General features: G+C 74.4%; 12 protein-coding genes and 1 riboswitch. Of the genes, 4 read left to right on the forward strand and 8 right to left on the reverse strand.

The features are described 5' to 3' along the window. Positions 1–103: 103 nt before the first annotated feature. Positions 104–1,132, reverse strand: coding sequence for an ABC transporter substrate-binding protein (locus tag ACN27D_RS09730; protein ID WP_091426339.1), 1,029 nt, complete (start codon positions 1,130–1,132; stop codon positions 104–106). Positions 1,133–1,418: 286 nt separating this feature from the next. On the opposite strand from ACN27D_RS09730, the gene ACN27D_RS09735 reads away from it, so the two are divergent. The 4 genes from ACN27D_RS09735 to ACN27D_RS09750 all read left to right on the forward strand — a co-directional run bounded on the left by ACN27D_RS09735 (position 1,419) and on the right by ACN27D_RS09750 (position 6,320). Then, positions 1,419–2,201: an ABC transporter ATP-binding protein gene (locus tag ACN27D_RS09735; protein ID WP_349880305.1), complete on the forward strand. Its 783-nt coding sequence runs from the start codon at positions 1,419–1,421 to the stop codon at positions 2,199–2,201. Positions 2,202–2,203: 2 nt separating this feature from the next. Then, the gene (locus ACN27D_RS09740) at positions 2,204–3,154 is read left to right on the forward strand and encodes an LLM class F420-dependent oxidoreductase (protein ID WP_421498956.1); all 951 of its coding nucleotides are present in this window, start codon (positions 2,204–2,206) and stop codon (positions 3,152–3,154) included. Continuing rightward, positions 3,151–3,459, forward strand: a complete 309-nt coding sequence (locus ACN27D_RS09745) for a cupin (RefSeq protein WP_013288595.1) — start codon at positions 3,151–3,153, stop codon at positions 3,457–3,459. The genes ACN27D_RS09740 and ACN27D_RS09745 overlap by 4 nt, the downstream gene beginning before the upstream one ends. A 74-nt stretch (positions 3,460–3,533) precedes the next feature. Next, a complete protein-coding gene (locus ACN27D_RS09750) occupies positions 3,534–6,320 on the forward strand; it encodes a hypothetical protein (protein WP_421498957.1) in 2,787 nt (928 codons plus the stop codon). A gap of 46 nt (positions 6,321–6,366) precedes the next feature. Here ACN27D_RS09750 and thiC read toward each other — a convergent pair whose 3' ends face one another. From thiC to thiE, 7 genes are all read right to left on the reverse strand, one after another. Beyond that, entirely contained in the window at positions 6,367–7,959 is a 1,593-nt protein-coding gene (thiC, locus tag ACN27D_RS09755; protein WP_421498958.1) for a phosphomethylpyrimidine synthase ThiC, read from the reverse strand. A gap of 17 nt (positions 7,960–7,976) precedes the next feature. Continuing rightward, positions 7,977–8,765 carry a bifunctional hydroxymethylpyrimidine kinase/phosphomethylpyrimidine kinase gene (gene thiD, locus ACN27D_RS09760; RefSeq protein WP_421498959.1) on the reverse strand — a complete coding sequence of 263 codons (789 nt, stop codon included), beginning with the start codon at positions 8,763–8,765 and terminating at the stop codon, positions 7,977–7,979. Next, on the reverse strand, positions 8,762–9,514 hold the full coding sequence (locus ACN27D_RS09765) for a thiamine phosphate synthase (protein ID WP_421501126.1): 753 nt from the start codon (positions 9,512–9,514) through the stop codon (positions 8,762–8,764). Before ACN27D_RS09765 ends, thiD begins: the two co-directional genes overlap by 4 nt. Positions 9,515–9,585: 71 nt before the next feature. Continuing rightward, on the reverse strand, positions 9,586–10,359 hold the full coding sequence (locus tag ACN27D_RS09770; protein ID WP_421498960.1) for a thiazole synthase: 774 nt from the start codon (positions 10,357–10,359) through the stop codon (positions 9,586–9,588). A 4-nt stretch (positions 10,360–10,363) separates the two neighbouring features. Then, positions 10,364–10,564, reverse strand: coding sequence for a sulfur carrier protein ThiS (gene thiS, locus ACN27D_RS09775; RefSeq protein ID WP_013288601.1), 201 nt, complete (start codon positions 10,562–10,564; stop codon positions 10,364–10,366). Beyond that, positions 10,555–11,640 (reverse strand): glycine oxidase ThiO, encoded by a 1,086-nt coding sequence (gene thiO, locus ACN27D_RS09780; protein WP_421498961.1) that lies wholly within the window; start codon positions 11,638–11,640, stop codon positions 10,555–10,557. The genes thiS and thiO overlap by 10 nt, the downstream gene beginning before the upstream one ends. Beyond that, a complete protein-coding gene (thiE, locus tag ACN27D_RS09785) occupies positions 11,637–12,260 on the reverse strand; it encodes a thiamine phosphate synthase (RefSeq protein ID WP_374668009.1) in 624 nt (207 codons plus the stop codon). The genes thiO and thiE overlap by 4 nt, the downstream gene beginning before the upstream one ends. Then, positions 12,258–12,369, reverse strand: a riboswitch (TPP riboswitch). (Overlaps the previous gene by 3 nt.) Between the last annotated feature and the right edge of the window lie 9 nt (positions 12,370–12,378).

Consider the following 12,378-nt stretch of genomic DNA (forward strand, 5'->3'; position numbering starts at 1 on the left):
TGTCTCCTCTCTGCGCCGGTCGACGTGACCGGCGGCACGCGAAGGGGGTGCGCCCACCGGGGTGTCCGGCGGGTCGCACCCCCGTTTGGCCCGAGCGGACCGGTCAGGCCTTCGGCGCGAGGTTGAAGTCGATGATCTGGTCCGGGGTCAGGTTCTGCTTGAGCGCACCGGCGCCCTGGAGCAGCGCGATGCTCTTGGCCACCCGGCCGCTGTCCAGCGTGCCGATCGCGGTGCCGGAGTTGCTCGACCGGACGTACGCGGCCATCAGCTGAAGCTCGGCGGAGGCCGCGGCCGGGACGGCGGCCGGCACGTTCTTCTTCAGGATCTCGGCGGCCTCGTCCGGGTTGGCCAGCGAGTACTCCAGGCCCTTGAGCAGCGCGGCGGTGAACTTCTTCACCATCTCCGGCTTCTCCTTGGCGATCTTCGAGGACGTGATCAGCGCGTTGCCGTAGAGGTCCTGCATCACGTTGCTGTACGGCAGGACGACCGGCTTCTTCTTGGTCACCGTCTCCACCGTCGGCTGGCCGACGACGAACTGGCCGATGCCGTCCACCGAGCCCGAGCCGAGCATGCCGATGAGGCCCTGCGCCTCACCGTTGACCCAGGTCACCTTGCTGCCGTCGATGCCGGCGAGCCGCGCGTACGTCGGGAAGAGGTTGCGCACGACGGACGTCGGGGTGTCGGCGAGCTTCTTGCCCTCGAGGTCCTTCGGGGTGGCGATGTTCTTGCCCTCGACCGTGACGATCGCGGCCATGGTGCGCTGCTGGATCGCGGCCACCGCCACGAAGTCCTTCGCCTGGCCGTTGCCGAGCTGGAGGATGCCACCGGTCAGGTCGATCGGGCCGAAGTCGGCCTGGCCGCCGGTGATGGTCTGGATCACGGAGCCGGTGCCCTGACCGGGCTTGATGTCGACGTCGAAACCGGCCTCCTTGAAGAAGCCCTTGTCCTTCGCCACCCAGGCGTAGGAGTCACGCCCGAAGTTGCCGAACGAGGTGAGGTACGTCACCTTCTCCAGCGCCGCGCCGTTGCCGCCGCCGCTCTCGGACTTCTCCGAGTCGCTGCTGCAGCCGCCCACCAGGGCGAGGGCGGTGGCCAGAGCCGCGGCGGCGACCGTACGGGTCAGCCTTCTCATCAGTGCACCATGTCCTTTCCGACCAGGACTTCTTCGCCGGTCGGGTCGTGGGTCCGACGGGGTCGGCATGTGGGTTCGGCCGACTGGACCGTCGTGAGGGGACTCTTCGCGCGCAACAGCGTACGAGAAGGCAGATGACCTGCCGCCGCCGTCCCGGTTGCGGAACGGAAACGAAGTTGCGTGACGGAAAGCGGACTGACGTCCACCCCGGACAGTGCTATAAGCACCGTCCGCTACGCTAGCCCGGCTCGCATTTGGGGACGACGTGGAAGGGAGCCGGCGGGAGATGATCCGACTGTCCGGGGTGTCCCGCACCTTCGACGGCCGTTCGGGGCGGGTGGAGGCGTTGCGCGGCATCGACCTCGACGTCGCCGAAGGCGAGTTCGTAGCCGTCCTCGGCCGGTCCGGCTGCGGCAAGTCCACGCTGCTGCGCATGATCGCCGGGCTGCTGCCGGTCACCGGCGGTGAGATCACCGTGGGCGGTACGCCGATCACGAAGCCCCGCCGCGACGTGGCGATGCTGTTCCAGCGGCCGGCGCTGCTGCCCTGGCGCTCGGTGCTGGACAACGTGCTGCTGCCGGTGGAGATCTTCGGCTGGCGCCGCGCCGAGCACCGCGACCGGGCCCGCAAGCTGCTGGAGATGGCCGGGCTGGGTGGCTTCGAGAAGCGCCTCCCGCACGAGCTGTCCGGCGGCATGCAGCAGCGCGTCTCGCTGTGCCGGTCGCTGATCGGCTCGCCCCGGGTGATGCTCATGGACGAGCCGTTCTCCGCGCTCGACGCGCTCACCCGCGAGGAACTCTCCGGCGAACTCCAGCGGGTACACATGGAGACGAAGGCGACGATCGTCTTCGTCACCCACTCGATCGACGAGGCGGTGCTGCTCGCCGACCGGGTCGTCGTGCTCAGCCCGCGCCCCGGCCGGATCCGCCAGGTCGTCGAGGTGAACGTCCCCCGGCCCCGCACGCTCGGCCGCCACGAACACCTCGCCGACGTCGCGCGGATCAGCGCCGAACTGCACGAGCTGCTGATGGAACGGGACGCGCCGGGCGTACCCGTGGGAGGCCGCTGACCATGCGGGTCTCGGTGTTCACCGAGCCGCACCGCGGTGCGGACTACGACGACCAGCTCCGGTTCGCCCGGCTGGTCGAGGAGACCGGCTTCGAGGGCTTCTTCCGGGCCGACCACTACCGGGCCATGGGGGACGAGCCGGCACTGCCCGGCCCCACCGACGCCTGGCTGACGCTCGCCGCGCTGGCCCGGGAGACCTCCCGGATCCGGCTCGGCACGCTGGTCACGTCCGCCACGTTCCGGCTCCCCGGGCCGCTGGCGGTCATGGTCGCCCAGGTCGACCGGATGAGCGGCGGCCGGGTCGAGCTGGGCATCGGCGCCGGATGGTACGAGCGCGAGCACACCGCGTACGGCATCCCGTTCCCGCCGGTGAGCGAGCGCTTCGACCGGCTCGCCGAGCAACTGGAGATCGTCACCGGGCTGTGGCGCACCCCGCCCGACGAGACGTACAGCTTCACCGGTGAGCACTACCGCCTGGTCGACGCGCCCGCGCTGCCCAAGCCGGTACAGCAGCCCGGCCCGCCGGTGATCGTCGGCGGACGGGGACCGAAGCGCACGCCCGACCTGGCCGCCCGCTACGCCGACGAGTTCAACATGCCGTTCAAGAGCGTGGCCGAGACCGCCGCCGCGTACGAGCGGGTGCGGGAGGCGTGCGACCGCGCCGGACGGGACGCCTCCGGCCGCGCGCCGCTGACGCTCTCCGCCGGCATCGTGGTGGCGATCGGACGCACCGACGCCGAGGCGCAGCGCCGGGCCGCGCCGCTGCACGTCACGAGCGCGCTGCCGCCGGAGGACCCGGTGGTCGGCTCCCCCGCCCAGCTCGTCGAGCGGATCGGCGAGTTCGCCGCGGTCGGGGCCACCCGGGTGCACCTGCGCCTGATCGACTTCGACGACCTCGACCACGTGGAGCTCATCGCCGCCGAGGTGCTCCCCCGACTGGACGGACCACGATGACCGAACTCTCCGCCGACCTCGAACTCGGCCCGGTGGGCCAGGAGATCGTGTACGAGAACGACCGCGTACGCGTCTGGCACATCCGGCTGGAGCCGGGTGAGCGGCAGCCGCTGCACCGCCACGACCACCCGTACCTGGTGGTGGCGATCCAGGGCGCCAAGAACGTGGTGCAGACCATCGACGGCACCACCATCGACGCCGACGAGCCGACCGGCGGCGTGGTCTACCGCGACCCGGGTGCGGTGCACATGCTCACCAACGTCGGCGACACCACCTACCTCGCGCGCCTGGTCGAGCTGAAGTAGCCGCACCGGCAGGTTCGCCGCGCCGCGCGGCGGCAAGGTGGCGATCGGGGGCACCGGGCCGTAACGTGCCCGACATGGCCTTTCGGACGTGGGGCAGGCTGCTGCTCACGGCGCTCGGCGTGAGCGTACTGGCCGGGGCCGGCCAGTTGGGCATCGCGTACGGCTTCGGAGTCGTACGCCTCGACGGCGCGTTCGTGGACGTCTCGGTCAACCGGTGGCCCGCCCAGCTCGTCTGGGTGGGCTGGTTCGCCGCGGTCGCCACGGTCGCCGGAGCCGTCCTCACCGAGCGCTTCGCCCGCCGCGACGACGAACAGGGCGGCACCACCGAACTGCTCTCCATCGCCGGCGTGAGCGCGCTCGGCGCGATGGTGGTCGCCCCGCTGTGCATGCAACCGGCCCGCGCGGCCGAGCTGGGCGGATCCGTCGACCCGGTGTGGGCCGCCGGCATCTGCGCCGCCCTCGGCGCGGTGGTCGGAGCGGGCGCCGCGATCACCGTCCTGCTCAAGCCGCCGTTCGGCTGGGGCGTGGCGATCACCGCCGGGATCGTCTGGCTGATGGCGCTGCTCTCCGTCGCGCCCACGATCGTCTCCAGCCGCCCGCTGGCCACGGTACGGCTCGGCGTCCTCGAACCCTCCTGGCTCGACCCGGAGGCGGCGCAACGCCTGTCCATGCTGCTGCTGCCGGTGCTCGCGCTGCTGGCCGGCGGGGCGGTCGGCGTACTCGCCCGCCGGGCCGAATGGCCGCCGCTCGTCGGCGGCGCGGCCGGGGCGGCCGGCCCGGTGCTCGTCGCGTTCGCCTACCTGACCGCCGGTCCCGGCTCGGCGACCGACCGCTACCAGGTCGCGCCCTACTACGGGGCGCTGATCGCCGTGATCGCCGGCGCGCTCGGCTCGACCGCCACCACTGTGCTGCCCCGGCCGGTCACCACGGGTGATCCCGACGCCGTCGAGGCCACCGACATCCTCGCGCCGCTGCCGCACTCGTCCACTCCGGGCGTTCCGGCCGCCCCGCCCGCGCCTCCGGTGACCAGCGGCGCCGCCGCGCCGGCGCACTGGAACTGGCCGGAGGCCGGCGGCTCGGCCACGGTGTCGGCACCGGCCGGTACCGATCTTCCCGACGCCGATCAGCCGGCCGTCACGGGACAGCCGGTGGGCGACCGTCCGGCCGTCGTCGACACGGGCCACGGCCAGCCCATGCCGGGCCTGCTGCCCCCGGGGCGCCGGACGTCGGCCATCGACGTCCTCGCCGCGAGCCGCCCCGACCCGGTCCCAGGTGCGGGCGCGGGCACGGTCCCGGGCGGTGGCGCGGTCCCGGGCGCGGGCACTGCCCACACGGACAGTGCCGGCGAGGCGGTCACCACGGACCGCGCAGCCACCGCCGACCGGGCCGTCGCCGGTTCCGGACCCGCCACCACCTCGGCCACCGGCGACCGCGCCCCTGACACCTCCGCAGTCACCCCGGCGGACAGCAACGGCACCTCCGCAGCCGCACCGGTCACCGGCTACGGCTCCGCAACTGGCGATGTCGCACCGGAACCGGCTCAGGAAGCGGCGGCGACCACGCCACGGGTGACCCGGCCGCGCCGTACCCGCGCCGGCCGGTCCGACGGACCGGCGTCACCCGCCGACGAGACCACAGCAGCACCCGGCACCGGGGACGCCGCCTCGAAGGACGCGTCACCGGCCACCGGCGGCACCACCGAGAGCCACGTTCCCGGCCCGCGTACGGACAGCGGCGCCCTCGCCGGACCGGTCCCGGCCGGCGCGGACAGCGACACCCCCGACGCGCCACCGGCCGAGTCCACTGCCGGAACCGGCCGTTCCACCCGTTCCCGTCGCCCCCGCACCCCGAAGGCCGGACCGCGTGCCGGCGCCCCGGCCTCCCCCGAGTCCGCCCAGGCCGACATCGCGCCGACGACGCCGAGCAGCCCGGCCGACGCCGCTCTGACCACGCCGAGCGGGCAGGCCGACGCCACGCCGACACGCACCGACGCCCAGGCCGGCTCGACCGACGCCGCGTCGACGGCGACCGGCCGGCGGACCCGACCGGCCCTGGACGCCACGAGCACCGCCGCGATCCCACCGGCCGCGAACGCAGTCCGGGACGACGCGGGCACCACCTCGGCACCGGGCCACACGGACCCCGGCACGCAGGGCGGCCCGGCTCCCCACACCGGCGCCCCCACCGGGGATGGCGCATCGTCCGGGCGTACCGGACGCAGTTTCTTCTTCGACGACCCGGCGCCGGCCCCGTCGTCCCGGCCCCGGTTCCCGATGTTCGAGGACGTCACCGGCGCGCCCGGCGAGGTACGCCCGGCCTGGCCGATCACCCCGGCTACCCGTCCGCACCGCGCCACCACCGAACCGGACGCACCGACCCGCGACGGCGCGGAGACGAGCGTCCCGGCCGAGCCGGCGCCGCGTCCCCGCCACCGGGGCCTCCCCGAGCCGGGCGCGAGCGCCGGTTGGGACGCGCTGGCCACGAACGCCCGTCCCGCCGGACCGGTTGCCCGGCCGGAGACAGGGCCGGTCGCCCGTCCCGAGGCGGTGACCACCGTACCGGCCGAGGCCGTCACTGCGCTTCCGGAAGCCACCGCGCCGGAGACGAGCGAGCCGGACTCCCGGCGCGGCCGGCACGCCGAACCGGACGACGCCGACGCGCCCGCCGGGAAGTCGAAGCCTCTGCGTGGTCTGTTCCGCCGCAACCGCGGGGCCAAGGGCGACCCGGAGCCGGCCGAGCGTACGGCCGAGCCGACCACCGCTGCCGACGACGAGTACGTGGACTGGGTCGCCGGTCTCGCCTCGGACGACAACGCCGACGACGCCCGCTCGCTGCGGACCGGACGGCACCACCGCGACTGAACGAGCACCGGGGCGGGCCGGATCGCACGGCCCGCCCCGGCCTCGCTCACGCCAGCGGCAGGTAGACCCGTGACCCGGAGGCGACGAACTCCTCCGACTTGCCGCGCATGCCCCGCGCCGCGTAGTCCTTCAGCTCCTGCGTGATCTTCATGGAGCAGAACTTCGGCCCGCACATCGAGCAGAAGTGCGCTGTCTTCGCCGGCTCGGCGGGCAGCGTCGCGTCGTGGTAGGCCCGCGCGGTCTCCGGGTCGAGCGCCAGGTTGAACTGGTCCTCCCAGCGGAACTCGAACCGGGCCTTCGACAGCGCGTCGTCCCACGCCTGCGCGCCGGGGTGCCCCTTGGCCAGGTCGGCCGCGTGCGCCGCGATCTTGTACGCGATCACGCCCGCTTTCACGTCGTCGCGGTCGGGCAGCCCGAGGTGCTCCTTCGGGGTGACGTAGCAGAGCATCGCGGTGCCGAACATGCCGATCATCGCCGCGCCGATCGCGGAGGTGATGTGGTCGTACGCGGGCGCGACGTCGGTGGTCAGCGGACCGAGCGTGTAGAACGGCGCCTCGTGGCACCACTCCTGCTGGAGGTCCACGTTCTCCTTGATCTTGTGCATCGGCACGTGCCCGGGGCCCTCGATCATCACCTGCACGTCGTACTCCCAGGCGACCTTCGTCAGCTCACCGAGCGTGCGCAGCTCGGCGAACTGCGCCTCGTCGTTGGCGTCGGCGATGGAGCCGGGGCGCAGGCCGTCGCCGAGGGAGAACGTGACGTCGTACTTCGCGAGCAGCGAACACAGCTCCCGGAAGTTCGTGTAGAGGAAGTTCTCCTCGTGGTGGGCCAGGCACCAGGCGGCCATGATCGAGCCACCCCGGGACACGATGCCCGTCACCCGGTCCACCGCCAGCGGCACGTACGGCAGCAGCACCCCGGCGTGCACGGTCATGTAGTCGACGCCCTGCTCCGCCTGCTCGACGACGGTCTCGCGGAACACCTCCCAGCTCAGCTTCACCGGGTCGCCGCCGACCTTCTCCAGCGCCTGGTAGATCGGCACCGTGCCGATCGGCACCGGCGCGTTCCGCACGATCGCCTCGCGGGTCTCGTGGATGCGCTTGCCGGTGGACAGGTCCATCACTGTGTCCGCGCCCCACCGGGTCGCCCAGGTCAGCTTCTCCACCTCCTCGGCCACCGACGAGGTGACCGCCGAGGTGCCGATGTTGGCGTTGACCTTCACCAGGAACGCCTTGCCGATGACGGCCGGCTCGCACTCCGGGTGGTTGACGTTCAGCGGCAGCACGGCCCGCCCGGCCGCGATCTCGTCCCGCACGAACTCCGGCGACACCGACTCCCGGATCGCCACGAACTCCATCTCCGGCGTGACGATCCCGGCCCGGGCGTACGCGAGCTGCGTCGGCCGCTTCCCGTCCACGCCCGCCAGCGGCGTGCCGGCGCCGCGTACCGGGGCGACGTCGCCGCGCTCGGCGATCCACGGCCCGCGCAGCGCGGGCAGCCCCACCTCGGGGTCGGAGCCGGGACCGGAGGTGTCGTAGAGCCGTACCGGCGGGTTGTCCCCGGTCAGCGGCACCTCGGCGAACGGCACCCGGATGTCCGGGCGTGACCCTTCCACGTACACCTTGCGACGTGCCTGCATGACAGCCTCCCTGTCGCTCATGCGGACCAGCCGAAGTGGTCCAGCGGGCCGCGTCCCGCGCCCAGCTCCCAGGTCCGCGCGCCGGTCAGCGCGCGGGTGACGTACTCCTTGGCGGCGGCCACCGCGACCGGCACCGCGTCGCCCGCGGCGAGCCGGACCGCGACGGCGGCCGAGAACGAACAGCCGGTGCCGTGGTTGTGCCGGGTGTCCACCCGGGGTGCGCGCAGCAGCCGCGTGGTCCCGCCGCCCGCGAGGACGTCGACCGACTCGCCGTCGGCGTCCACGTCGCCGCCGGTCACCACCACGAACGCCGGGCCGCGCGCGGCCAGCGCCTCGGCCGCCGCGACCATCTCCTCCACGGTGCCCACCGGGCCTCCGGTGAGGGCCGCGGCCTCCGCGCAGTTGGGCGTCGCCACCTCCGCGTACGGCAGCAGCCGCTCGACCGCCTCCACCACGCCGAGCCGGTGCCCGCTCGTGGCGACCAGCACCGGATCGACGACCAGGTGCGGCAGCTGCCCGGCGCGGGCCGCCTCGGCGACCGCGTCGGCGACGGCCGGGGTGCCGAGCATGCCGCTCTTCACGGCCCGCACGTCGAAGTCGCCGAGCACGCTGTCCATCTGGTCGCGCACGGTCTGCGGGGGCAGCGGCAGGACGGCGTCCACGCCCCGGGTGCTCTGCGCGGTGACGGCGGTGAGCACGCTCGTGCCGTACGCCCCGAGCGCGGCGAACGTCTTGAGGTCGGCCTGGATGCCCGCTCCCGCTCCGGAGTCGGAGCCGGCGATGCTGAGGACTGTTTTCGGCGTCACTGCTTTCCTTCACCGGTGGTTGCGGTTGAGGGCTGCGGCCGACCGTGCCCACTCCGGGCGGTCAGGCTTGATCCCTCCGTGGTCACGGTCGGCCGCAGCCCTGTCGCGTGCGGGCCTTCGTCGGATCGCGCGGGGTGGGTGCGCGCCATACGGGTGGCCGCCTCCTGGAAGGCTCTGCCCAGCGTGGTGGCGGTTTCGGTGGGGTCGTTCGCGCGCATGATCGCGCCGAGCACTGCTACTCCTGTGGCGCCCGCCGCTACGCATGCGTGAACCTGCGCCGCGGTTTCGATGCCGCCGAGGGCGAGCACCGGGACCGGGCTGGCTTTCACCAGCGCGGCGAGTCCGGCCGGCCGCAGCGCCGGTCCGTAGCCGGGCTTCGTCCTCGTCTCGTAGACCGGGGACAGCGTCGCGTAGTGCTCGGTGGTGAGCCGGGCCAGCTCGGCGGTGTCGTGGCAGGAACGGCCGACCAGTCCGACGGCGGGCGGCGGGTACGGGCCGGCGGCGGGCAGGTGCACCGCGTCCCCGTCGAGCGGATCGGGTCCGGCGACGACGAGCGTGCCGCCTGCCTCGGCGAGGATCGCGCGCAGGTCGGCGGCGAGCGCGAGGCGGTCGGCGCGGGGCAGGTCCTTCTCCCGCAGCACCACCCACCGCACTCCCCCGCCGACGGCACCCGCCACCACGTCGACGAGCGCCCCCCGAGCCACCCGCCGATCGGTCAGCAGCACGATTCCGGTCGGCCCGGCGGAGATCTTGGTACCCGGCCGCCCGTCCAGGGGCGCGCGCGTACCAAGATCGCCGAGAACGGTGACGCGTGAAGCGGTCACAGGTCGGGCCGACCGTCGTCCGGGGTGGACGCCAGGGCGTGGAAGCGGCGGGCGATGCGGCCCGCGCCGTACGCCAGCCGGCCCGCCTCGACCGCGTACCGCATCGCGGTGGCCATCGCCACCGGGTCGGCGGCCCGGGTCACGGCGCTCGCCAGCAGCACCGCATCGCAGCCCAGCTCCATCGCGAGCGCGGCGTCGGAGGCGGTGCCGATGCCCGCGTCGAGCACCACCGGCACGTCGACGGCCTGCCGGATCAGCCGGATGTGGTGCGGGTTGCCGATGCCCAGCCCGGAGCCGATCGGCGACCCGGCCGGCATCACCGCCGCGCAACCCACGTCGGCCAGCCGCCGGGCCAGCACCGGATCGTCCGACGTGTACGGCAGCACCGTGAACCCGTCCGCCACCAGCTCCTCGGCGGCGCGCAGCAGCTCCACCCCGTCGGGCAGGAGCGTGCGCTCGTCGCCGATCACCTCCAGCTTCACCCAGTCGGTGTCGAACGCCTCCCGGGCCAGGTGCGCCGTCTTCACCGCCTCGACAGCGGTGCGGCAGCCGGCCGTGTTCGGCAGCAGCCGTACGCCGCACCGCTCCACCAGGTCGAGCAGGCCGCCCGACCCGCCGGGCGTGGTGTCCATCCGGCGCAGCGCCAGCGTCACCAACTCGGTGCCGGAGGCGCGGATCGCCTGCTCCAGCACGTGCAGGTTGGCCGCGCCGCCGGTGCCGAGGACGAGCCGGGAGCCGAACGTGACCCCGCCGATCTCCAACGTGGACATCCGCTCACCCGCCCTGGGTTGCGCTGAGCACCTCGACGCGGTCGCCGTCGCGCAGCACGCTCGCCGACCAGCCGCCGCGCGGCACCACCTCGCCGTTCACCGCGACCGCGAGCCCGCGCTCCCGGTCGGTGACGGTGCGGACCACCTCGGCGACTGTGACGCCCTCGGGCAGCGTCCGGCCGGTGCCGTTGACGATCAGTTCCACGTGCGCTCCTTCCCGAAGCGGTCCGGGGTGAAGGGGACGAGTGCGGGATCCGGCTCGCCGGTGACGATCAGCTCGGTGACCAGGTCGGCGGTGACCGGGGTGAGCACGATGCCGTGCCGGTGGTGCCCGGTCGCGGCGAGCACGCCCGGCTGCCCGGGCAGCGGCCCGATGATCGGCGCGTTGTCCGGCGTACCGGGGCGCAACCCGGCCACGGCCTCCACCAGCTCGTACTCGACCAGTTCCGGCACCAGCTCGGCGGCGGCGCGCAGCAGTGTCAGCACGCCACCGGCGGTGACCTCGGTGTCCGCGCGCTCCTCGACCGTCGCCCCGACCACGACCTCGCCGCTGTCCCGGGGCACCAGGTAGACCGACTCGCTGTCCGCGTACCCCCGGATCACGTGCCGGAAGCCCGGCGGACCGCCACCGGGCGCGCGCAGCCGCAGCACCTGGCCCTTCACCGGCCGGACCGGCAGGCCGGTCAGCGCCGCCGCGCCGCAGCCGGCCGCGACCACTGTGACCCGCGCGTCCACCTCGGACAGCGCGCCGACGCGCGCCGGGCGCAGCTCCACGCCGGCGCGCTCGGCGGCCGTGCGCAACACGGCGACCAGCCGCCGCGGGTCGACCTGGTGGTCGCCGGGAGCCACCGCGCCGCCGCGCACGCGCGGCGCCAGCGCCGGTTCGCGGTCGCGCAGCTCCGAGGGGCGCAGCGGCGTGATCGGCAGTCCCAACCCCCGTTGGTACGACCACAGCCGACCCGCCTCGGCCAGGTCGTCGGCGGTGAGCCCGACGACGAGCGTGCCCTCGGTGCGGTGGCCGACGTCGACGCCGCTCGCCCCGGCCAGTTCGGCGGCGAAGCCGGGCCAGCGGGCGGCCGACTCGACGAGCAGCCCGGTCAGCTCGTGCTCACCGAAGTACGCCTCGGCGACCGGCGACAGCATCCCCGCGGCCACCGAGGACGCACCCGACCCGGGCCGGTCGTCGTGCACCACCACGCGCAGTCCGCGCTGCGCGCACCGCCACGCGATCGCGAGTCCCACCGGCCCGGCGCCCACCACCGCCACGTCGGCCGGGCTCATCGCGTCAGCGCCCGCAGCAGCTCGGCGGTGGCGTGCGCGGGATCGGCGGCCAGGCTGAGCGCCCCGACCACCGCCACCCCGTACGCCCCGGCGGCCCGCAGCGCCGGCACGGTCGCGGCGGTCACCCCGCCGATCGCGATCACCGGCACGCTCACCGCCTCGGCGACCGCGCGTATCCCCTCGGGGCCGATCGGGTCCGGCAGGCCGGACTTGGTGGTGGTGGCGTGGCACGGGCCCACGCCCAGGTAGCTCGCGCCCGCGTCCACCGCCGCGCGGGCGCCCACCGGTTCGCGGGCGGTCGCGCCGAGCACGGCGTCCGGGCCGAGCACCCGGCGCGCGGCGGCCACCGGCAGGTCGTCCGCGCCGACGTGCCCACCGGCGGCGTCCACCGCGAGCGCCACGTGCAGCCGGTCGTTGACCAGGCACCGTGCCCCGTACGGCCGGCACGCCTCGGTCACGCGGCACGCCAGCTCGTACGCCTCCCGGTCGGTGGCGTCGTCCTCCACACGCACCTGCACGACGAGCTCGGCGCCCGCCACGGGCAGCGCGGCACGCAGCACGGCGAGCGGGTCACGCCCCGGCCGGGTGTCGGTGATGAGATGCAGTCGTCCCAGGGACAGCACGGCAACGCTCCTCCCTGCGCCGGCATTACCCGGATCAGGTTCGACGGTCGGGGGCTCCCAGCCCCCCTCTCAGCCCGGTCCGCACCGGGCTCCCGTGGGTCACTTGCGGCCTACC

Source organism: Micromonospora sp. WMMD1274, assembly GCF_049179035.1.
In the GTDB taxonomy this organism is placed as follows: domain Bacteria; phylum Actinomycetota; class Actinomycetes; order Mycobacteriales; family Micromonosporaceae; genus Micromonospora; species Micromonospora tulbaghiae.

What these genes read in the sequence shown, in the direction of transcription:
- ACN27D_RS09740 (WP_421498956.1), top strand. Translation starts at nt 2,204, where the DNA reads ATGCGGGTCTCGGTGTTCACCGAGCCGCACCGCGGTGCGGACTACGAC.
- thiC (WP_421498958.1), bottom strand. Translation starts at nt 7,959, where the DNA reads ATGCAGGCACGTCGCAAGGTGTACGTGGAAGGGTCACGCCCGGACATC.
- ACN27D_RS09750 (WP_421498957.1), top strand. Translation starts at nt 3,534, where the DNA reads ATGGCCTTTCGGACGTGGGGCAGGCTGCTGCTCACGGCGCTCGGCGTG.
- ACN27D_RS09770 (WP_421498960.1), bottom strand. Translation starts at nt 10,359, where the DNA reads ATGTCCACGTTGGAGATCGGCGGGGTCACGTTCGGCTCCCGGCTCGTC.
- ACN27D_RS09745 (WP_013288595.1), top strand. Translation starts at nt 3,151, where the DNA reads ATGACCGAACTCTCCGCCGACCTCGAACTCGGCCCGGTGGGCCAGGAG.
- ACN27D_RS09735 (WP_349880305.1), top strand. Translation starts at nt 1,419, where the DNA reads ATGATCCGACTGTCCGGGGTGTCCCGCACCTTCGACGGCCGTTCGGGG.
- thiO (WP_421498961.1), bottom strand. Translation starts at nt 11,640, where the DNA reads ATGAGCCCGGCCGACGTGGCGGTGGTGGGCGCCGGGCCGGTGGGACTC.
- ACN27D_RS09730 (WP_091426339.1), bottom strand. Translation starts at nt 1,132, where the DNA reads ATGAGAAGGCTGACCCGTACGGTCGCCGCCGCGGCTCTGGCCACCGCC.